Below are 20,168 nucleotides of genomic sequence, written 5' to 3' on the forward strand. Positions count from 1 at the left end.
GTCGGGGCGTGATGGCTGGATCAACAGCAGTGTTATTGAGCGACCAGCCCACTCGAACGTATGCACAACACAGCGTTTCGATTCGAGTACGATCCCGGCATCATCAGACACGGCCGGGGCTGTGTGGTGGCGCTCGGTGACGAACTCGCAAGGCAGGACTGTACTCGCGCACTCGTCGTCTGCGGACAGACGGTCGGGTCGACGCCAGCGGTGATAGATCCGATCAAAGAGGGACTCGGGGATCGACTTGTCGGGATCTTCGACGAGACGACCCCGGCGAAGCGACTCGACACGGCGATTTCGGGCGTCGAACGGATGCGTGAACTCGACGCCGACGCTCTCGTTGCCGTCGGTGGCGGGAGTAGCCTCGACGTCGCGAAGGTGATGAGCGTCGTTTCGGCGTCCGGTCGAGACCGTGACGAGATCGGCACGGAGTTCGCAGAGACGGGGACGGTAACGGCACCGGCAGCCGAGTTACCGCCACTCGTGGCCGTGCCGACGACACTGGCTGGCGCGGATCTCTCTGCGCTCGCGGGGATCACGGCCAATCCAGAGTCGGGGCTGGTCGACGAGCAGCGGAGTGGTGGCGTCTCCGACCCCAGACTCATGCCGGCTGCGCTGTTCTACGATCCCGCGCTCGTCGAGACGACACCCCGAGAGGTCCTGACTGCCTCGGCGATGAACGGCTTCGACAAGGGCGTCGAGACGCTGTACGCCGCGAACGCGACACCCATCACCGACGGGACGGCGGTGCGGGGGCTCAATCTGCTCTGGGACGGGCTGTCGACGCTGACCGACGAACCAGACTCGTGGGCAACAGAGGAAATCCTCCAGGGGATCATCTGCGTACAGTACGGTATCTCGCGGCCGGAGGGGACGACGCTGTCGCTGATTCACGCCTACGGCCACGGGCTGAAAGCAACGGTCGATATCCAGCAGGGAGTCGCCCACGGAATCGTCGCACCGCACGCACTCGAGTCCCTCTTCGAGCAGGTCGACGGCCGGCGGGAGCTGCTCGCCCGCGCGTTCGATATCGAGACTGGATCGCTCTCGCAAGCCGAGGTCGGGAACGCCGTGATCGAGGAAGTGCGGGCAGTCAGGGACGCACTGGAGTTACCGACACAGCTCCGGAGTGTCGAGGGACTCGAACGAAGTGATCTCGATACAATCGCCGAGACGACGATAGAGGATTCCTTCCTCGACAACTGCCCGCCGGAATTCGAGCCGACGGTCGAGGGACTGAAAGGTGTCCTCGAAGCCGCGTGGTGAGACAGAACAGAGTGGCGACTACTCGTTGCTAATCGTGCCCCACTCGCCCTCGAAGAAGGTGAGTGCGTCCTGATCGTCTTCGAGCAGATCCGCGGCCTCGACGTGGCCGATGTAGATCGTGTGATCGCCAGCCTCGACGGTATCGTGGATCGAGCAGTCGATGTAGCCGAGCGATTCGGTAAAGACCGGTGCGCCCGTCGTGGCAGTCGTCGTGAGGTGGTCCTCGAAGGGGTGGACTTCCTCCTCGGCCATGTCGGCGAAACACTCGCCGAGAATCTGCTGGCCGGCAGAGAGAATGTTGACACAGTAGCCGTCGGCGTCGCCCGAATCGAGCAGTTCGTGGGCCTCGGTGTCGTGGTCGAGACAGACCAGGACGAGCGGTGGCTCCAGGGAGACACTCGTGAAGGCGTTGACTGTGATCCCGTGTGGTGACTCGCTGTTTAGCGTGACCGCCGTGACGCCGGTTGCGAACTCACCCATGACACTCCGCAGGTCGATATCTGACATACCAACCGGTTGGAGACTCCGACAGATGAAGATTCGCTCTTGGACTCGACAGACGTGGTCGGTGGCGATCAGCGAGTTAGCTACTCACTCGAATGGTCTCCTGTTTCGGGACAGTGATTCTGTGCCCGCAGCCTTTGCACTGGATTCGCCACGCCTTCGGCCCTTCGTTGAGCACATCGTACCCCTTCCGGGGATCACTTACCCACATTCGTTTGAACTCTTTCCCACATTCGCTACAATCATCGAACTTCGGTCCCATATAGTAGTAGATATTGTGGTTTATTTATCATAAATGTAACTACTAGAACGAATATTCACAATTGTGATGAGGCACCTGCCCGAACGCGAAAGGAAGATTTGTACCGGGGGAGCATCTATACGGCAGCGATGGACGGGCCACTCTGGACAGAGACACACGCCCCCGATCTCGACGATCTCCCGCAGGCAGAGCTGCGCGACCACCTCGACCGCGCGCTCGCGGAGCCGATGAACCTGGTCGTCCACGGGCCGAAAGGCAGCGGCAAGACGGCCGCGATCCGTGCGCTCACCCGCGCAGCCCACGAGACACCCGGCGCAGATCGCATCGAGATCAACGTCGCGGACTTCTTCGATTCCTCGAAAAAAGAGATCGCGAAGGACCCACGCTTTAGCCGATTCATCGACGCCAAACGCCGCCGGAACTCCTCCAAGGCGGATCTAATCAACCACGTCCTCAAGGAGTCGGCCAGCTACTCCCCCGCGACCGGCGAGTACAAGACGGTCGTGCTGGACAACGCCGAAGCGATGCGCGAGGACTTCCAGCAGGCACTGCGCCGCGTGATGGAACAGTACTACGAGGCGACACAGTTCGTCATCGTCACCCGCCAGCCCTCCGCGGTGATCTCGCCGATCCGATCGCGATGTTTCCCGATCCCGGTTCGATCCCCGACCCAGAACGAGATCATCGAGGTACTCGAAGAAATCGTCGAAGCGGAGGGTGTCGAGTACGACGACGACGGGCTGGAGTACGTCGCCGGCGCTGCGAGCGGCGACCTGCGCAAGGCGATCCTGAGCGCCCAGACGACCTACGAGCAGGAAGGCGAGATCACGATGAACGCCGCTTACGAGACGCTTTCTGCCGTGGGGACCGACGAGCGCGTTCAGGAGATGATCGCCGACGCCGAGGCCGGCGAGTTTACCGACGCCCGGTCGACACTGGACGAACTGCTCGTCGACGAGGGCTACAGCGGCAGCGAAGTGCTCGAAGCCGTGTTAGATGTCGCCCGGTCGCGGTACGCTGGCGACGAACTCGCACAACTCCACCAGCTCGCCGGCGAGATCGATATGGACCTCCACACCGGAACGAACGATCGCCTGCACGTCTCACACCTGCTCGCAAATCTCGCGGAGTGATTTACACAGCGAGTCAGAAGGGGACGGACTCGCGTCGCAGATCCAGCGCGGAGGTGAAATCAGATCGCGAGACGAGACCGACAGCCGTCCCGTCGCGTTCGACGATCGCGACATCCGCCCGGCCGCGCATCAGTTCGTACAGTCCGTCCGCGGCGGTCGTCTCGCCGTCGATCCGCGGGAGATCTGCCCTGAGTAGCTCACCGACGGTTCTCGTGGCGTACTCGTCCTGTGGCACGTCCTTGAGCGCCGAGGCGGTGAGCACACCGACGATGTTGCCGTAGTCGTCGACGACAGCCAGATCGGATCGGCGGGCACCGAACAGCCGACCGAACACCTCCTCGACGGGCGTGTCCTCGTGGACTGGTTCGGTGTCGTCGATCAGATCGGCGACCGTGAGCCCGGAGAGCAACTCGGCGATGACGACCGACCGGGATTCACCCGTCGCGGCCATGTAGATGAACAGCGCGAGCAACAGCAACAGTGGGCTAAAGACGACGACGATTCCGATGAAGGCGAACAGAAAGGCGAACAGGGTTCCGACTCGGGCCGCGGTCTGTGTCGCACTCACGTAGGGCCGATTGCGCGCGAGCAGTGCGCGGAGCACGCGGCCGCCATCCATCGGAAAGGCGGGGAGCATGTTGAACACCGCGAGGATGATATTCATCACGGCGATGAAGCCGATAATGTAGACGAGCAGGATGGCTGATTCAGGGATGACGAGCAGTGCGCCGATACAGCCAGCCGCGAGGACGAGACTCGATATCGGGCCGGCAATCGCGATCCAGAACTCCTGATCCCACTCCTCTGGCATCGAAGATAGGGCTGCGAGTCCGCCGAGCAGCCAGAGCGTGATCGATTCGACCTCGATCTCGTAGCGCATCGCTGCCCACGCGTGGCCGAGTTCGTGGAACGTGACACTCCCGAACAGTCCAACTGCGGCCGTCGCACCGATGATCCAGCGGTCGTTCGGTCCGTCGAGTGTCGCCGGATCGACGGTTGCGGGCGTAATGCTGTTTATTAACATCGAGTAATCAGCGATCTGCTGACCGGTGCCGATGAGCCAGGCGAGGGCCGGGAGAAAAATGATCAACGAGATATTGATCCGTATCGGAATCCCCCAGATATGGAGGATCGTGTAGTTGTAGCTGCTCATGTGAAACAGTCGAGTGCGAAGATGTTACATTTTATCGTTCCACCAGAAATTCCCCGACGAGCGCTTAGATACCGAATGCGAGCCGGATCATATCCCGGGTGCCGGGGCCGAGCCCGACAGCGACGATCGCGCCGAGCAGCATGAAGCCATAGCGTGGGTTCTCTTCGAGGAACTCCCGATCGAAGACAGCCAGTATCAGGACGGGGACAGCGAGTTTGACCAGCAGGAACGGCCAGGAATCGCCGACAAAGACACCACCGATCGACTCGCCGCCCTGGATCGCGTTCGTCGCGTCCATGATGAACTGATTGAAGGGGTGTTTCGCGCCGTACTCGCCGCCGTGCCAGAGCTGTGTCCAGTCGTTGGCGAAGACGTTCGCGAGGCCGTCGACGGCGTGGCCCCAGATGACGACGAGTCCGACGAGCCCGGTGCCGGCGTGGACCGCCGGCCGATACCGCTCGACAGCAGCGTAGGTCCCCCAGGCCAGCAGTGTCGCAATCCCCAGGGTCGCAACGATAACGGATGGATACAGCCGCATCCAGTCGTTGGTCGCGGAGACCAAGAGGAGATACGAAAAGGAACCCCCGAGCAAGACCGTGCCTGCAATCCCGAGCGGGTAGTAGTAGGTCTCGGTGTACTCGTTTCGTTCGAGCCACAGACTCACGAGAAGAATCCCGAGCGCAACGAGAAAGACGGTGAAGTAGATGAACGGGCTGATCAGAAGGGCGCTGGCCGGGAACTCGATCGCCGGGGCCTCACCGGCGCGCTGGGCAGCGACGAACGAGTCCTCGACAGTCCGGAGGGCACCGCCGAACAGCATGAACGGCACGAGTGCGTAGACGAATTTGTCGTACGGCGAGAGATCAAGTCTGTCGAGCAGGAGATACAGCCCCGCGAGCATGAAGACGAGAATGAGGATGTATCCGAGCGTCGAGACGACTGTGTATCCGGGTTCGGCAACGTAGGCGTTCTGGACGGCGCTACAGCCTGCATCCGGGTTCGTGACAACCTGACCCTCGTCTCGGAGATAGGCGACACAGTCGGCCCCGTTCGCGTCGGCACGGACGGGTCCCCAGAAGTACCGCCAGAGGAAGCCGTAGTAGACGCGTTCGGTGAACACCACCGCCGCACCGGCAATGCCGACGAGGAGGGCGACGAACGTCCCGATCCAGGCCGATTCGGGACTGATATCGTACCGTTCGAGCAGTTCCATATGCGACACGGGGAGGGCAAAACGGTTTAGAATTCCGGATCTGTGCAGAGCGAGTACACAGCAGGGGCCGAATTACGACTCGACTGCATCGAGACAGGCCCGGGCGGCCTCGCAAACGCGGGCGTGACACTCGCCGTTCGAGACGACGAGCGGGCCCACGCCGTGTGTCCAGCGGTCACCGTCGGCTGTCGTCGCCGTCCCGCCGGCACGGCGAAGCAGATGCACACCCGTGATGGAGTCCCAGGGTTCGGGTGGATCGGGCATGATCGCGGCGTCGAGACTCCCCGCTGCGACGAATCCGAGCACGCCCTGCATACTGCCGAACCGTCGGCCGTCACCGAACCGTTCGGTCGTCTCCCGGATGAACGCACCGTGTCGGTCGGATTCCTCGGGTGACCACCGACCGAGCAGGCCGACAGTGAACGCGTCCGGGTCGGTCTCGTCACTGACGCGCATCGGTTCGTCGTTGCGCGAGACACTCTCCGGTCCAGCGGTGTAGATATCGCCGATCGATGGGAGATAGGTCGCCCCAGCGACCGGTTCGCCACCCGAGACGGCCGCCACACTCGTCGCCCAGAAGCGGATCTCGTTGGCGTAGTTCGCCGTGCCGTCGATCGGATCGACGACCCACGCGGTGCCCGACTCGGGAACCGAATCGAGAATCTCGATATCGACACCAGCGACGGCCGCCTGCTCTTCCTCGCAGACGACACGTGCCCCGGGGAACTCCCCTGCGATCGTCGCGAGCACCTGTTCCTGTGCTTCCCGGTCGGCGTTCGTGACGACGTCCGTCGCCGAGGATTTCGTATCGACCGTCAGCGCCGTCCGGAACTGCTTTTTCGCGACGATACCGCCCGCCCGTGCGGCACGCTCTGTGACTGCTGCTCGGTGGGTCGCCTCGCTCATACCCGACTCTGTGTGTCGCCAGTCTTAGCACCGTCGCTTTCCGGTCTACTGGCACTCGAAAAAGAACAACGGGCGGTCAGACGCGGACTACTCTCGAAGCCGGTGACTCAGAACTACCTCTTCGTGTGCGGCTTCCTGTCCGCCGTCGGTGGCGATATCGTCGTTTTCTTCGACCATCGGAACGAGAGGCGCTCCCGTATTCTCTGTGTCAGTGTAGTTCTTGTACATGTGTTTGTCACCAGCCTCGGTCTGTTCCAGGCTGTACAACAACGGTACGACTACAGGGTAATAAATATAATGATCTTTCATTTACTTTCCGAGCGTGCAGAGCAGTCAGGAGTTATTAAGATAGTCTAATAGAATAATAATACTTTTTAATAACCAGCCGTATGTTCAGATATGAACCCGACACGGAGGGACGTACTCAGGGCAGGCGCAGGTCTGGCCGCAGCGGGCAGCCTCGCCGGCTGTCTCGATGCGGTCGGCCTCGGAGCCGAGGAGACCGACGCCGACGGTTACGCGATGTTTTTCGCACTGCACGACTGGGCGGAACAGGTCGGTGGTGACGAGATGCATTTCGCGAATCCAGTCAGCACCGGCAAGATGGGCCACGGCTGGAGTCCGAACGCCGACATCACACCCGAGGTTGCGTCGACCGGGATGTTCATCTACCTCGATACGCCGGATTTCGAGTGGGCGCGCCGGGTCGCGAACAATCTCGAACGGGACCACGACGACGTGGTGGTTGTGGATCTGCTCGACGGGATGGACCAGTATCTGCTCTCGGCCACCGACGACGGCCACGACCACGAGGGAGAGGACGACCACGCCGAAGAGAATCACGACGACAACGGAAGCGAGGAAACCCACGAGAGTGAAGCGGAACACGATGGCGAGGACGAGCAGCGAGACGAGTTTCACGACCCGCACATCTGGATCGATCCAGTCGCAGTACAGGAGATGGTCGACAGACTTGCCGAGGAGTTCGCGACCGTGGATCCCGACAATGCCGACACCTACGAACAGAACGCAGTGGCGTACAACGACAAGATCCAGGGCGTCCACGAGGAGTTCGGTCGGGTCGTCGATACTGCGGAACTCGACGTCGCCATCCTCGCTGGACACGACTCCTACAGCTACGTCGAGCAGCGATACGGCTTCGACCTGAAGACACCGACGGGGATCTCGCCCGATGCACGCGCCTCCCGTGACGATATCATCAATCTGATCGAGACAATCGAAGAAAACGAGATCGACACGATCCTCTACGACCCCTTCGAATCCTCCTCACCGGGTGACGATTTCCCACAGATCGTCGACTCGATTCTCGAAGAATCCAGCGCCGAACACGCCGAACCACTGACGCCCGTCTCCGGAACCACCGACCAGTGGGAAGAAAACGGCTGGGGCTGGATCGAACAGATGGAACAGGTGAACATGGACTCACTGGACGCGGCGCTCAATCCCTCTTAACAGGCCACTGAAAAACGAATTCACTGAGTTATTAAGAATAGATAACTCGATAATAATGCTTTTTATTGCCCGGAAGAGAGAGACAGACAGTGAGTACCGCAGTCGAAGTCGAGGACGTCACGTTCGCCTACGGCGAGACCGTGGCAGTCGAAGATGTCTCGCTGGCTGTCGAGGAAGGCTCCTTTCTGGGGTTGATCGGCCCGAACGGCTCTGGAAAGACGACGCTGTTGCATCTGATGATCGGACTCAAACAGCCCGACAGCGGCAGTGTCAGGCTGTTCGGGGAGCCGGCAGCCGAGTTCGACGAGGGTGAGCGGATCGGCTACGTCTCACAGCGTGCGACCGACCGCAGCAACTCGATGCCGGTGTCGGTCCGGGAAGCAGTGCTGATGGGTCGGTTCCCCCACGTCGGCCACCGCCGGCCGGGGCCGGAGGATCAGCAACTCGTCGACGACGCGCTCGAACGGGTCGACATCGCCGATCTCGCGGAACGACCGATCGGCAAACTCTCCGGCGGCCAACGCCAGCGGACCTTCATCGCCCGAGCGCTGGCCGCCGAGGCCGACCTGCTCGCACTCGACGAGCCGACCGTCGGCGTCGACGCCGACTCGCGGACCGATTTCTACAACCTGCTCGACGAACTGAACGACCAGGGGATCACGATCATTCTCATCGAACACGACGTCGACATTCTGACCGAACACGTCGACAGTATCGCCTGTCTCAACCGCAAACTGTACCACCACGGCGACACCGTCTCCTTCCTCGAAAGTGACGCAATCGCCGAAGCCTACGGGACGACGGGCAAAATCGTCAGCCACGATCATCCATGAGCCTGGATACTGCGGAGTCGACGGTCGACGGGCAGGGAAGTGGCCGGGCGCGGCGCACGGTCGAACTGGCCGGCCTGGGCCTGACAGGCATCCTCGCAGCACTCATGCTCGGCTTTAGTCTGGTCGACTGGCTGCGGTTCGTTGCCGGACCGACCGGCTCGATCGCAGCCGGGATCTTCGATCAGTACGTCGCTGTCGGCGGAGTACTCGATACGCTCCTCGGGACGCGCGTCTTCGAGTCGCCGGGGACGATCCGCATCGTCGCGACCGGCGTCCTGATCGGAATCGTCGGCCCGCTGGTCGGCACCTTTCTCGTCCACCGGCAGATGGCACTCATCGGCGAGACACTCGCACACACTGCCTTCGCGGGTGTCGCGGTCGGTGTCGTCGTCGCCGGACTGACGGGAATGGCCGGGACGAGAGATCAGCTCATCTTCGTCGCCTTCATCGTGAGCGCGATCGCTGCGCTCGGTCTACAATGGTTGACCGAGTACACCGACTCCTACGGTGACGTACCGATCGCGATCGTGCTCACCGGGAGTTTCGCCGTCGGCACGCTCCTGATCTCGATGTTCCGGGACCGGCTGGCGATCGGGATCGACATCGAGGGCTTCCTGTTCGGACAGATCGCGATCGTCACCGTCGAAGGAACGCGGATGGTCGCGGTGTTGACCGTCGCCGTCGTCGCGCTGGTCATCCTCAACTACAAGCAGTTCCTCTTCATCACCTTCGACGAGCAGGCCGCCCGCGTCGCCCGGTTGAACGTCCGGGGGTACAACTCGCTTCTGATCGTGATGACTGCCGTCGTCGTCGTCGGCGCGATGCAGATTCTCGGCGTGATCCTGGTCGCTGGCCTGCTCGTCATCCCCGCCGCTGCGGCCTCACAGCTCGGCAAGAGCTTTCGAGAAACGCTGTATCTGTCAGTCCTGTTCGGACAGGTGTCCGTCCTCACCGGGCTGTTTATCGCGCTGGTTGCCAGCCTTCCGGCCGGTGGCTCGATTATCATCGTCGCGATCCTGTTCTACATCGCCGCCGTACTCGTCTCGGATCGGTCGGTCGGGCAGCTCTCGATCCACTGAGGTGCACGCTCGGCTGCTGATCGGCGAGAAGTATCCCCGGCATCTCGCCGGGAGAAGTTGCGAGGGAAGATCGCTCCGCTCGCGGGTCGCACGTCGTGCTCCCCGCTCGCAACGAGGTCGCCCGTGTGGGCGACCTCGCAGATCTTCCGCGCACTGTTTGCGAGGGGCCGCGAGGCCACACAGTGCGAGGGATGCGATTTGAACGCATGGACCCCTACGGGAGCGGATCTTGAGTCCGCCGCCGTTTCCAGGCTTGGCTACCCTCGCACAGCCATACTTTCGTGCGGTTCCTGTATCCCAATTCACTGAATTGGCGGTTTGTGGAACCGCTGTACCTACATTTTCAGTACCGGCTGTCTTAAGGCTTTCACGATACGGCACCGTCTCCCTCCGACGTCTTCAGAACTCGGATTTCACGGCTCTCCGTTCTCGAACTGATGAGGACGGCTTACAGCCGTTCGATCTCGGTTAGCGTTACGATCAGTGACCCGAAAAATATCGGGGCGAAAAAAAGCAACAACAAGAGACCGGAGTAGTCTGTCTCACTGCCAGCAACGTTGCCCACTGTGAGAAGTCCCCAGAGTGTGAGGATACCACTCCCGATGGTGAACAGTATCGCAATACACAGTCCGAATATTTTTCGCCAGTTCCTGTTTTCTACGATTGGTGTCACGAGTTTTGTATCGCTATTTTGAAACCGTCGGTTTTGCGGACGGACGCCAACGTCTAGTGTTTCTGTTCGCTGTTCCCGGCACTGTTTGTCTGCCCATCGTCTGTCCAGTCACTGTCGTCGAGGGAATGCCAGACGAAATGGTCGACTTCGTTCGAGTCGTCCGCCTGCTCGGAGAACTCGTCGGTATCGAGCGTGAGTTCGTGGTGGGTATCCAGTTCGGTGAGTTCGCTCGCAGATGGTAACTCCTTCGACTGCTCGTCTGTCGGGGTTTCTGCTGCGGTCTCAGCCCTGGATTCGATCTGTTCCGTCGCCGTCTCGTCGGCCCCGACAGCAGTCGCGTTCCGCATTCGTATCACCGCATCAGCCATCTTTTCGAGCCGGGTCGCGATCTCTTCGGCACGGGCTGGTTCGAACTCCGTGGCCAGTTCGTGGGCGCGTTCGAGATGTGCCTGTGCGTCGAGACAGGACTGCAACGCCGCTTTGTACTCGTCGGTTTCCGCCAGTTCCCCACCGGTGTTCCAGCGTTCGTAGCCTGCCCGACAGTGCAGGTCGACCAGTCGACTGGCAGCCCGTTCGATCTCGGCGCGGAGTTCACCCGGATCGCCAGCGAAGTTCCGTTCGTCGTTGCCCCACTCGAGTGTCAGGACGTGGCCGTACCGATTGAACGCGGTCTCCCAGTGGTCGAGTTCCTCCGAGAGTTCTGTCGCCGTTTCGGCCCGTATCTTCGCTTCGTGGGCCTGTTTGACCGGTTCGGCCGCGACGGTCTCGATCTGCCAGCCCAGGCGCTGGAGATCCTCGGTCAGCTCCCGCTGCGCACCGAACTGGAACGCATCGCCGCGCTTGACCGCATCGTTTCGCTCCTGGGCGCGGCTGTAGTAGTGCTGGGCCTGGCCGAGCACGCGCCGGCCCTGGATGTAATCGCCGTTTTCGACCAGCTGTCGGGCGAGATCCAGCTGGGACTGTGCCCGCTCGATGAGCAACCGCGTGTTGGCCTCCTCTAGCTCGCGTTCGATCTCCGTGAGCTCTGGGGCGAGCACCGCCGGCTCGACCGGCCCAGTCGCGAAGACAAGATTGCAGAGATCGTCGATCTCCGCACGCATCTCCCGATACGTGTCCGCTCCCTCGTCCCACTCCCGTCTCTCCGCGTGGGTGCGGATTTCGCCAGCGGCAAGCTTGACGTCGTTCTGACAGCTCCGGAGACGGTTCCTGACATCCCCGATCCAGCAGAGATGTCTGATCGTGCCGCTCGTCCAGGACGTCTCGCCAGCGAGGGGCCATTCGAGCCCGATGCCGGTTGCCGTCGTCAGCTCTAGCAGCTCACTTCCGGGCGAGGAGAGCGAGACAATCTGGTCGTAATCGAGGGCCACCGTCTCGACTGCGTTCTCGTCTGGCGTCGTGAATAGAATCCGCCGGTCGGTGACGAGGGTGACGACCCGCCGGTCGACTGCCAGCTGATCACCACCCTTGATGCGAGTTATCCCACCCGGGCTGGTGATTCGTCCACACACTGACTCAGTATCAGAAATAATACTGTCGAACGGAGAGAGCGGGGGCTCTTCGGACAAATCACCCTCCTCAGGCCGATCTCCCGGCCCCTCAGTGTGTGGTGGAATAGATAATCCCCGTAGATACAGTTCTCATAGAAGATAATAAAACGCTCGATGGCTGGCACTGCCCAGACAGGTTCGGCAGTCAATCCGCCTTACCGGGTCGTCCAGTGTCACTTTGCTGGTCGTCCGCAGTCACCTGGGTTTCGAGTTCGTCGACGAACTCGTCGACAGTCTCCTCGACGACCGGGAACTGGTTCTGTTCGTAGGCCGCAAGCAGCCGGTAGACGACGACGTAGGCCAGGGCCGCAGCGACGATTGCGAGGATCGTATTCCCGACCAGCAGCCGGACGACGATCGGGCTCCCCTCGGAGAGCGAGGGGACATCGCCGATCCCGAAGCCGTCGACGGGGCCGAGCAAGACGAGCCCGAGGGTAAAACTCGCGGCGTAGACGCCCCACTTGACGGCCGGATTGAAGACGAGAACAGAGGCGAAAAGTGAGATCTTGTTGATCCAGTTGACGAGGTAGGCGAGGACGACAAATAAAAATAGCCCGGTGCCGAGTGTCGGCAACATCGTGATGAACGTCCCGATGGAGAAACTCGCCGCGACCTGTCGTGTGGTGTACTCCTCGGTGAACGAGCTGTAGATCTCGGCCCGAATCGTGGCACCGTACCGGCTGATCCGTGCCCGTACCATCGTCTTGGCGTTTCGATGAGAGCTACAAGAAGCTACCGACTAGCTCGATCCATCTCGACGACTCGGCTCCCCGGCCGGTCGCTGTTCGCGATACAGCCGGGTCGCGGCGATCTGCACTGCGCCGACTGGGATCGCGAGTGCGATCGCCTGATAGAACGAATTGATCAGGATGTATCGCGGGTTATCGAAGATATCGAGTGCGTCCTCGATGGTCTCGACAGTTTCGACAGCCGGTAACTCGACACCGAAGATCCCGAGCGTCACTGCCTGTGGGATCACCAGCACCAGCGTCAGCCCGATCAACGTCACGAAGGCGAGTAGCAGGAATCCGATCGGTTTGAGACTGACAGGGCTCGTGAGTTGCCAGCTCGTCTTCAGACTCTCGATTGCACCCTCGCCGTCGAGCACACAGGCCGGGAAGGCCAGCAGCAGCCGGCCACCGAGATACAGCCCGGGGAGGATGAAAAGCGCGAGTCCGACAGACAGCGCAATCACGTACACCAGCCAGACCACGAGGAGTGACAGCCCGGCCCCGAACACCTCGGCGTAGGCCGCACTGATCGGGACCTCCTCGCCGGTAAGCTCGGCGTCCGTTCGAAGATAGAGCACACCCGCGGCGACGAGGCCGAGGACGCCACTGAGCAGTGACACCAGCAGCGCGGCAGTGGGGGCCAGCAGAATCTGTGCGGAGAACACGAACCAGGCGACGAAGATCGCAAGAAGCGGGAGTGGATGACTAAAGATCCGCCGGAGCGAGCCGACGTACAGTTCGACAGTCCCGGTCCGTGGACCCACATCACGGGCTCGACCACCGGTCGCCGGCCCTGTCCGGGGTCCGGCCTGCTGGTGTCCGCTCTGCTGACGACCGGCTCCTGAGGCCGGCTCTGGCTGCCGATCGTCGGCTGCTGGCTGTCCGCGTTCGGGAGGCGACTGATCGCGGTCGGGAGTTGCCTGCTCGCGAGGGCGGTTGTCGCGACGATTCCCGCCACCGACGGGCTCACCGCAGTAACTGCAGTATCGCTGCTCGTCGGTCACCTCCTCGCCGCAGTTCGTGCAGTATGGCACAGTTGTCTGTCGATACTCCCTGAGTAGTGATAAAAACAGTGCAGTGTGGTCGGTCAGGTCGCGCTCTCGATTGCCTGGTCCAGATCCGCGACGATGTCCTCGGTCGCTTCCAGCCCGACGGAGAGCCGGACCATATCGGGTGTCGTCCCCGAGGCAACCTGTTCTTCTTCGGTGAGTTGCTGGTGGGTCGTGCTCGCGGGGTGGATGATGAGCGTCTTCGCGTCGCCGACGTTGGCCAGCAGACTGGCGAGTTCGACCTCGCGACAGATCTGCCGGCCACCCTCGTAGCCGTTCTCTAGCCCGAAGGTGATCATCCCGCCGTAGCCGTTGTCGAGGTACTCCGTGGCGTTGTCGTGGGTCTCGTGAGACTCCAGGCCAGGGTAGTTGATCCAGGCGACCTCGGGGTGATCTTCGAGATACTCCGCGACCGCCATCGCGTTGTCACAGTGGCGCTGCATCCGCATCGGGAGCGATTCGAGTTTCTGCATCGTCACCCAGCCGTCGAACGGCGACTGCTGGTTACCCAGGTCGCGCAGCCCCCGGGCACGCGCGGCGAAGGTAAAGGCCGCCTCGCCGAAGCGCTCTGCGAAGTTGATGCCGTGGTAGGCTGGGTTGTCCTCGCCGATCTCCGGGTAATCGCTGTCCGCCCAGTCGAAGTTCCCACCGTCGACGAGTGCGCCGCCGACCGTCGAACCGCTGCCGTGGATCCACTTCGTCGTGGAGTGCCAGATCAGGTTCGCGCCGTACTCGAATGGGTTGCAGAGATACGGTGTCGCGAACGTGTTGTCGATAAACAGTGGGACGTCGTGGTCGTCGGCGATCTCGCCGAGTCGGTCGAGATCCGGCGTCACGAGCGCGGGGTTGCCGATCGTCTCCGCGTGGACGTAGGCGGTGTCCTCGTCGATAGCCTCCTCGTAGGCCTCGTAGTCAAGCGTATCGACGAAGCGGGCCTCGATCCCGCGCCGGTCGGCCGTGTGGGTGAAGTAGGTGTAGGTGCCGCCGTACAGCGCGGAGGCGGTGACGATGTTGTCGCCGGCCTCGGCGAGCAGGAACGTCGCGAGATCCAGCGACGACATCCCGCTGGCGGTCGTGATCGAGCCGATCCCGCCTTCGAGTTTCGCCAGCCGGTTTTCGAGCATCATCGTCGTCGGATTCATGATCCGGCTGTAGATGTTCTTCCCCGTGTAGGCGGCCGCGTAAGCCATCGGCTCGTCTTCGAGCGCGAACAGTTCTGCCGCGTGTTCGTCGTCGTCGAAGACGTAGGAGGTCGTCTGGTAGATCGGTGGTGCGCGCGATCCCGTCGCGGGGTCGGGCTGCTGCCCGGCGTGCAGTGCGTCTGTGTAGATATCGTCGTCTGTCATACAATCAGTGGTTGCTGCGCCCGGATTTGTATCTTCCCCCACGTATCATACTGATTATTGCGGTTATTTTCGTGACCGAGTCCAAAATCTCGTTGTATCACGGCGTGTAACGGACAGCTTGCGTTGCCGGAGTGGGAAAGACTCGCAATAATCAGTATCAGTCACTGGCAAGCAACTCGTCCAGCAGTTTCGTCTGTGCAGCGTTCAGATGCTCGGTGAACGTCGAGGGCTGGATATCCAGCGCCTCGGCGATCTCGCTCGCGTTCGCATCCCTGGGATACTCGAAATAGCCCATCTCGTGGGCCATCTGGAGGACCTCGCGCTGTCGGTCCGTGAGTCGCCGGAGATCGACCGGGACGATCTCTGCATCGCTGGCCTCCGCCCGCCCGCGGACGAGATACTCGATGCGAACAGAGCCAAAGCGATCGTCGAGGTCGCCGAGTAGTTCCCGCAGATGCTCCATGTCGCCGGCGTGGAGTGTGATGTGGAGGTTGCCATCCGTGGCGTAGGCATCTCGCACCGGGCCGAGTGACTCCTCGATGAAACTACAGATACAGGAGCGGTCACGGTCACGTTCGAACTCGTAGACGCGCTGGGGACCGTAATCGAACACCTCCTCGGCGTCGATCTCCGGCAACTCACTGCTCGCGGTGAACTGTTCGGCGACCGTCTCCCCCCTCGTACTCGCCCACGAGATATCCCTGAGTGAGTCGTCGGTCCCCTCGGATGCCGCCGCGACCGGGCAGTTCTCGGGCTGTTCGAAGACGAACTCGGCGCGGACGCCAGTCATACCCGGAGCTAGGAACGATCCGGAAAATAGCAAGCTGGCTGTTCTCAGTATCTGGGAATTACCAGGCTGTTGGAACCAGCGGAGTGGTCTTCTACAATGTACGGCGACGACGCCATCGAGCGACCTGCCGTCTTCATCTGAGAGGTGACACAGGCCAGTGAGCACTGCTGGTCGGGCACAGCCGGATACTCGATCTCATCGACGCCGTCCGATCTGACGACGTGCTGGTGCGACCCGACAGTGTTCAGGAATCGCGGTCAAGACCACTGATCGTGATTATTACGGTAATTTTCAGTACGGCAGCCAAAAAGGCTGTTTCGGCCCTAATAGACCGGTTCTATCAGAAACTGGCGGTAAAGACTCGCAATAATCACTATGAAGCACCATACTACAGACGGATCTAGCAACAGGCGGGCGCGGAGACGAACCGGCGAGATGGCGTGATCGCCGGCGGCGGCCACCGTCGCCTGTCAGTCCTCGCGCTGTGGGTGACTGGCCGACTGTTCGATGTGCTCCTCCGGGTCCGAAAACTCTGTTCGCTGGTGGTTACTCTTCTGTTCTGACCCACCGACTGCAGGGATCTCGACCGTGTCGAGTGCGTCGGTGATCACATCGCGGGCCGCGACGTTCCGGATGCTCGCGTCGGCTCGCAACACGATCCGGTGGACGAACACCGGATGGACCATCTCCTTGATATCGTCGGGGACGACGAACGAGCGCCCGGCGACGGCCGCCCGCGCTCGTGAGGCCTCGAACAGCCGCTGGATGCCCCGCGGCGAGATCCCCACTTCGACGCGGTCGTCACGCCGGGTGTGGCGGCCGAGCTGGATGATGTAATCCCGCAGCCGTGGATCGACGGCGACCCCCTCGGGAACGGCCTGGAGATCGAGCACACGATCTGGATCGACAACAGAACCGACGGAGGGCGTCTGTACGTCGCGGTCGGCACGCCGGTCGAGCATCGTTCGCTCGCCGTCTGCAGAGGGGTAGCCGAGCGAGGTCTTGATCATGAATCGGTCGCGCTGGGCCTCCGGCAGTCCGAAGGTTCCCTCCTGCTCGACGGGGTTCTGGGTGGCGATGACGAAAAACGGCTCCGGGAGTGGGTATGTATCGCCGTCGACGGTCACCTGTCGTTCGCCCATCGCCTCCAGGAGCGCAGCCTGTGTCTTCGGTGGCGCGCGGTTGATCTCGTCGGCCAGGACGAGATTCGCAAAGACCGGGCCACGCGAGAACTCGAACTCGCCGGTGCTGTCGTTGTAGATGTTCGAACCCGTGATATCCGCGGGCAACAGATCGGGGGTGAACTGGATGCGCTGGAAGGAGAGTCCGAGGGCGGTCGCGAAACTCCGGGCTGTCAGTGTCTTGCCGGTGCCGGGGACGTCTTCCAGGAGGACGTGGCCACGGGCGAGAATGCCCGTGAGCGTAGTGCGGAGGAACTGGCGGTCTGCGATGACGGCCTCGCCGATTCCATCGAGAATGTCCTCGGAAATGCGTCCTGCCGTCTCGGGGTCCATACACCCACCTCGGGGACACGTAGCAAAAAGTTCAGTGGACCACTTTTTTCTCGTTCGGGTGCGCGAAGCACACCACACTACTCCTCGAAAACGAACGTCCCGTCTTCCTGCACGACCTCGCCGTCCACCTCGATCCGCGAGTCCTCGCACACGAACTTTTTCTGCGTCGGGTGCGCTCGGAGAGCGCACCACTCCTTGAAAAACGTCGATGAAAAAGTCCGAACGCTCGGCTCTGCCTCGCGTTCGGTGGGTGTGACTACTCCTCGAAAACGAACGTCCCGTCTTCCTGCACGACCTCGCCGTCCACCTCGATCCGCGAGTCCTCGCTCATATCGACGATCATGTCGACGTGGACTGCGCTCTCGTTTCGCTCGTTGTCCTCGCCGACCGTGTCGTCGTAGGCACGGCCGACAGCCATGTGGACGGTATCGCCCATCTTCTCGTCGAACAGCATGTTGTAGGTAAACTGGTCGATATCGCGGTTCATCCCGATGCCGAGTTCGCCGAGATAGCGCGCGCCGTCGTCGGTATTGAGCACCTCTGTCAGGACGTCCTCGTTCTTCTCGGCGGCGTGGTCGACGACCTCGCCATCCTCGAACTCCAGGGAGACGTCGGTCACCTCGCGGCCCTGGTGGTACAGCGGCTTGTCGAAGAGGACCTCACCCTCGACACTGTCCGACACTGGTGCGGTGAAGACCTCGCCACCGGGGAGGTTCTTCTCGCCGTAGTCGTTCAGCGTCGGGTTGCCATCGACGCTCATCGTCACGTCTGTGGTGTCGCCGGAGACGATCCGGACCTCCGAGGCGGGATCGAGGATCTCGACCATCTGTGCCTGGTGTTCCCGGACAGCATCCCAGTCCTTGTTGATCGCGTCCCAGACGAAGTTCTCGTAGCCTTCGGTGCTCATCTCGGCCAATTGGGCGTTGGCCGGCGCGGGGAACTGCGTGAGACACCAGCGTTTCGAGAGCCGTTCGCTGAGGATCGGCTGGTTGGCCTGCGAGTATTCGGCGTTGGTCTCCGGATCGACGTCGCTCGACTCGGTGACGTTCGTGTCCGCGCGGACAGCAATATAGACGTCCGTCTCCTCGACGAGTGCGAGTTTGTGCTCTGGCGTCTCGAAGTCGTCGCTACTTCTGAGATACGCCCGACTGCTTCGACTATCGGCGTTCAGCGCGACCGGATTCGCACCGTAGTCCCCGACAACCTCGTGGAGGGCGACAGCGAGGTCGTCCGCGGCCGGTGGTGTGGCGATGACGACGTTGTCACCGGACTGCAGATCGACCGAGTGCTCTGCGATGATCTCTGCGTGTTCACGAACCCGTGGATCCATACTGTCACTGCCGGACGGCAGCGTCAAACCGTTTTGGGTTCTACTTCCCCTGCATGCCTTCCTTGAATCCCTGCGCGGTCCGCCGGAGCAACAGGAAGACGAAGAAGACGAACAGCAGGATCATCCCGAGGACGGTGAAGACGATGACATCGTTCATAGGGTCGATTTGTCGAGCAACAAAAAAGAGGTTACGACCGATCGTATCACTTTTCGCCGTGGCCCTGTCAGGGAGCGTATGCTCGTCCGGGAGGGGGATATCGAGATCGACGTGCCCGAACAGGAGGAGGGCGTCTCCGACGCTGTCTTTTTCAACCCGGTCCAGGAACTGAACCGGGATCTGACGATCGCCGTGTTGCGTGCCTACCAGAACCGGGAACCACGCGCACAGACGTATCTCGACGCGATGGCCGCAAGCGGCATCCGCGGGGTACGAGCCGCGGCAGATGGCTGGGAGACGGCCTGCTGTGACGTCGACGAAGACGCACTCGCGCTCTGTCGGGAGAACTTCGACCGGAACGACCTCGACGGCGAGACGATCCATCGGGACGTGAACGCCCTGCTCCACGAGGACTATTTCGACGTGGTCGATCTCGATCCCTTCGGGACACCGATCCCATTCGCCGATGCTGCCTTCCAGGGAACCAGAAATCTACTCTGTGTGACCGCCACAGATACGGCCCCGCTGTGTGGCGCACACTTCGAGAGCGGCGTTCGCTCCTACAGCGCGGTCCCGCGAAACACGGAGTACCACGCCGAGATGGGGGTTCGCATCCTCCTCGGTGCACTCGCCCGCACCGGCGCACGCTACGACATCGCCGTAAAACCCATCCTGACCCACGCGACGAACCACTACGTCCGGACCTACCTCGAACTCGACCGCGGCGCACGCGTGGCGAACGACGTAATCGACAGCCTCGGATACGTCCATCACTGCCGGAGCTGTCTGCACCGCGAATCAGCGACGGGACTGATCGCCGATCCACCCGACTGCTGTCCGAACTGTGGGAGCGATATCGAGACTGCCGGCCCGCTCTGGCTGGCGCTTCCCCACGACCGCGATTTTGTCGACGCAGTGCGCGCGGAGATCACCGAGGAGATGGGAACCGCAAGCAGGGCGACCGATCTCCTCGGCCGTATCGAAGCAGAGCTCGACGCTCCGACACACTTCGATCAGCACGAACTCTGCGAGCAGTGGGGCGAACCCGCGCCCGCGATGGCCGAGTTTCTGGGAGCACTCCGAGCCGCAGGATACGACGCCTCCCGGACACACTACGGCGGCACGACATTCAAAACGCTGGCGTCAGTCGACGACATCCGTGACGCAACGGCCGGACTGTTCGAGAAAGAATAGAACCGATCAGGC

19 protein-coding genes and 1 tRNA gene are annotated in these 20,168 nt (G+C 61.8%); 6 read left to right on the forward strand and 14 right to left on the reverse strand.

Annotation, left to right across the window (positions count from 1 at the left end; translation table 11 throughout):
• Positions 1-60 precede the first annotated feature (60 nt).
• The gene (locus EOW68_RS15570) at positions 61-1,269 is read left to right on the forward strand and encodes an iron-containing alcohol dehydrogenase family protein (RefSeq protein WP_128226090.1); all 1,209 of its coding nucleotides are present in this window, start codon (positions 61-63) and stop codon (positions 1,267-1,269) included.
• Between the two features lie 18 nt (positions 1,270-1,287).
• On the opposite strand, the gene EOW68_RS15575 is transcribed toward EOW68_RS15570, so the two are convergent.
• Positions 1,288-1,776: a flavin reductase family protein gene (locus EOW68_RS15575; RefSeq protein WP_128226091.1), complete on the reverse strand. Its 489-nt coding sequence runs from the start codon at positions 1,774-1,776 to the stop codon at positions 1,288-1,290.
• A 387-nt stretch (positions 1,777-2,163) separates the two neighbouring features.
• On the opposite strand from EOW68_RS15575, the gene EOW68_RS15580 reads away from it, so the two are divergent.
• Entirely contained in the window at positions 2,164-3,168 is a 1,005-nt protein-coding gene (locus EOW68_RS15580) for an AAA family ATPase (RefSeq protein WP_128226092.1), read from the forward strand.
• A gap of 13 nt (positions 3,169-3,181) precedes the next feature.
• On the opposite strand, the gene EOW68_RS15585 is transcribed toward EOW68_RS15580, so the two are convergent.
• The 4 genes from EOW68_RS15585 to EOW68_RS15600 all read right to left on the reverse strand — a co-directional run bounded on the left by EOW68_RS15585 (position 3,182) and on the right by EOW68_RS15600 (position 6,668).
• Complete coding sequence (locus tag EOW68_RS15585) at positions 3,182-4,321, reverse strand: site-2 protease family protein (RefSeq protein WP_128226093.1); 1,140 nt, start codon at positions 4,319-4,321, stop codon at positions 3,182-3,184.
• A gap of 64 nt (positions 4,322-4,385) precedes the next feature.
• The gene (locus tag EOW68_RS15590; RefSeq protein ID WP_128226094.1) at positions 4,386-5,534 is read right to left on the reverse strand and encodes a DUF63 family protein; all 1,149 of its coding nucleotides are present in this window, start codon (positions 5,532-5,534) and stop codon (positions 4,386-4,388) included.
• 72 nt (positions 5,535-5,606) lie between these two features.
• Positions 5,607-6,440, reverse strand: a complete 834-nt coding sequence (locus tag EOW68_RS15595; RefSeq protein WP_128226095.1) for an inositol monophosphatase family protein — start codon at positions 6,438-6,440, stop codon at positions 5,607-5,609.
• Between the two features lie 87 nt (positions 6,441-6,527).
• On the reverse strand, positions 6,528-6,668 hold the full coding sequence (locus tag EOW68_RS15600) for a hypothetical protein (RefSeq protein WP_431358976.1): 141 nt from the start codon (positions 6,666-6,668) through the stop codon (positions 6,528-6,530).
• 171 nt (positions 6,669-6,839) lie between these two features.
• On the opposite strand from EOW68_RS15600, the gene EOW68_RS15605 reads away from it, so the two are divergent.
• From EOW68_RS15605 to EOW68_RS15615, 3 genes are all read left to right on the forward strand, one after another.
• The gene (locus EOW68_RS15605; RefSeq protein WP_128226149.1) at positions 6,840-7,913 is read left to right on the forward strand and encodes a metal ABC transporter solute-binding protein, Zn/Mn family; all 1,074 of its coding nucleotides are present in this window, start codon (positions 6,840-6,842) and stop codon (positions 7,911-7,913) included.
• A gap of 89 nt (positions 7,914-8,002) precedes the next feature.
• Complete coding sequence (locus EOW68_RS15610) at positions 8,003-8,746, forward strand: metal ABC transporter ATP-binding protein (protein ID WP_128226097.1); 744 nt, start codon at positions 8,003-8,005, stop codon at positions 8,744-8,746.
• Entirely contained in the window at positions 8,743-9,825 is a 1,083-nt protein-coding gene (locus EOW68_RS15615; RefSeq protein ID WP_128226098.1) for a metal ABC transporter permease, read from the forward strand. Before EOW68_RS15610 ends, EOW68_RS15615 begins: the two co-directional genes overlap by 4 nt.
• Before the next feature lie 183 nt (positions 9,826-10,008).
• Here the strand turns inward: EOW68_RS15615 and EOW68_RS15620 are convergent.
• The 9 genes from EOW68_RS15620 to EOW68_RS19095 form a co-directional block, all read right to left on the reverse strand.
• A tRNA-Leu gene (locus EOW68_RS15620) sits at positions 10,009-10,092 on the reverse strand.
• Between the two features lie 459 nt (positions 10,093-10,551).
• The gene (locus tag EOW68_RS15625; protein WP_431358977.1) at positions 10,552-12,063 is read right to left on the reverse strand and encodes a hypothetical protein; all 1,512 of its coding nucleotides are present in this window, start codon (positions 12,061-12,063) and stop codon (positions 10,552-10,554) included.
• Positions 12,064-12,190: 127 nt separating this feature from the next.
• Entirely contained in the window at positions 12,191-12,745 is a 555-nt protein-coding gene (locus EOW68_RS15630; protein WP_128226100.1) for a DUF2062 domain-containing protein, read from the reverse strand.
• 39 nt (positions 12,746-12,784) lie between these two features.
• Positions 12,785-13,810, reverse strand: a complete 1,026-nt coding sequence (locus EOW68_RS15635; RefSeq protein WP_431358978.1) for a zinc ribbon domain-containing protein — start codon at positions 13,808-13,810, stop codon at positions 12,785-12,787.
• A 53-nt stretch (positions 13,811-13,863) separates the two neighbouring features.
• The gene (locus EOW68_RS15640) at positions 13,864-15,171 is read right to left on the reverse strand and encodes an O-acetylhomoserine aminocarboxypropyltransferase/cysteine synthase family protein (protein WP_128226102.1); all 1,308 of its coding nucleotides are present in this window, start codon (positions 15,169-15,171) and stop codon (positions 13,864-13,866) included.
• Between the two features lie 157 nt (positions 15,172-15,328).
• Entirely contained in the window at positions 15,329-15,961 is a 633-nt protein-coding gene (locus EOW68_RS15645) for a helix-turn-helix domain-containing protein (RefSeq protein ID WP_128226103.1), read from the reverse strand.
• A 470-nt stretch (positions 15,962-16,431) separates the two neighbouring features.
• Positions 16,432-17,475, reverse strand: a complete 1,044-nt coding sequence (locus tag EOW68_RS15650; protein ID WP_128226104.1) for an AAA family ATPase — start codon at positions 17,473-17,475, stop codon at positions 16,432-16,434.
• Positions 17,476-17,731: 256 nt separating this feature from the next.
• Positions 17,732-18,805, reverse strand: a complete 1,074-nt coding sequence (locus EOW68_RS15655) for an aminopeptidase (RefSeq protein ID WP_128226105.1) — start codon at positions 18,803-18,805, stop codon at positions 17,732-17,734.
• A 40-nt stretch (positions 18,806-18,845) separates the two neighbouring features.
• The gene (locus EOW68_RS19095) at positions 18,846-18,962 is read right to left on the reverse strand and encodes a DUF7859 family protein (RefSeq protein WP_436933442.1); all 117 of its coding nucleotides are present in this window, start codon (positions 18,960-18,962) and stop codon (positions 18,846-18,848) included.
• 78 nt (positions 18,963-19,040) lie between these two features.
• On the opposite strand from EOW68_RS19095, the gene EOW68_RS15660 reads away from it, so the two are divergent.
• The gene (locus tag EOW68_RS15660) at positions 19,041-20,156 is read left to right on the forward strand and encodes a tRNA (guanine(26)-N(2))-dimethyltransferase (protein WP_128226106.1); all 1,116 of its coding nucleotides are present in this window, start codon (positions 19,041-19,043) and stop codon (positions 20,154-20,156) included.
• Positions 20,157-20,168 lie beyond the last annotated feature (12 nt).

Origin of the sequence: Halovenus amylolytica, from assembly GCA_004015825.1 — an archaeon.
In the GTDB taxonomy this organism is placed as follows: Archaea; Halobacteriota; Halobacteria; order Halobacteriales; family Haloarculaceae; genus Halovenus; species Halovenus amylolytica.

Bases quoted from the DNA above. Each gene is read 5' to 3' on its own strand.
- EOW68_RS15570 (WP_128226090.1), top strand. From the start codon at position 61: ATGCACAACACAGCGTTTCGATTCGAGTACGATCCCGGCATCATCAGA.
- EOW68_RS15575 (WP_128226091.1), bottom strand. From the start codon at position 1,776: ATGTCAGATATCGACCTGCGGAGTGTCATGGGTGAGTTCGCAACCGGC.
- EOW68_RS15580 (WP_128226092.1), top strand. From the start codon at position 2,164: ATGGACGGGCCACTCTGGACAGAGACACACGCCCCCGATCTCGACGAT.
- EOW68_RS15585 (WP_128226093.1), bottom strand. From the start codon at position 4,321: ATGAGCAGCTACAACTACACGATCCTCCATATCTGGGGGATTCCGATA.
- EOW68_RS15590 (WP_128226094.1), bottom strand. From the start codon at position 5,534: ATGGAACTGCTCGAACGGTACGATATCAGTCCCGAATCGGCCTGGATC.
- EOW68_RS15595 (WP_128226095.1), bottom strand. From the start codon at position 6,440: ATGAGCGAGGCGACCCACCGAGCAGCAGTCACAGAGCGTGCCGCACGG.
- EOW68_RS15600 (WP_431358976.1), bottom strand. From the start codon at position 6,668: ATGTACAAGAACTACACTGACACAGAGAATACGGGAGCGCCTCTCGTT.
- EOW68_RS15605 (WP_128226149.1), top strand. From the start codon at position 6,840: ATGAACCCGACACGGAGGGACGTACTCAGGGCAGGCGCAGGTCTGGCC.
- EOW68_RS15615 (WP_128226098.1), top strand. From the start codon at position 8,743: ATGAGCCTGGATACTGCGGAGTCGACGGTCGACGGGCAGGGAAGTGGC.
- EOW68_RS15630 (WP_128226100.1), bottom strand. From the start codon at position 12,745: ATGGTACGGGCACGGATCAGCCGGTACGGTGCCACGATTCGGGCCGAG.
- EOW68_RS15640 (WP_128226102.1), bottom strand. From the start codon at position 15,171: ATGACAGACGACGATATCTACACAGACGCACTGCACGCCGGGCAGCAG.
- EOW68_RS15645 (WP_128226103.1), bottom strand. From the start codon at position 15,961: ATGACTGGCGTCCGCGCCGAGTTCGTCTTCGAACAGCCCGAGAACTGC.
- EOW68_RS15650 (WP_128226104.1), bottom strand. From the start codon at position 17,475: ATGGACCCCGAGACGGCAGGACGCATTTCCGAGGACATTCTCGATGGA.
- EOW68_RS15655 (WP_128226105.1), bottom strand. From the start codon at position 18,805: ATGGATCCACGGGTTCGTGAACACGCAGAGATCATCGCAGAGCACTCG.
- EOW68_RS19095 (WP_436933442.1), bottom strand. From the start codon at position 18,962: ATGAACGATGTCATCGTCTTCACCGTCCTCGGGATGATCCTGCTGTTC.
- EOW68_RS15660 (WP_128226106.1), top strand. From the start codon at position 19,041: ATGCTCGTCCGGGAGGGGGATATCGAGATCGACGTGCCCGAACAGGAG.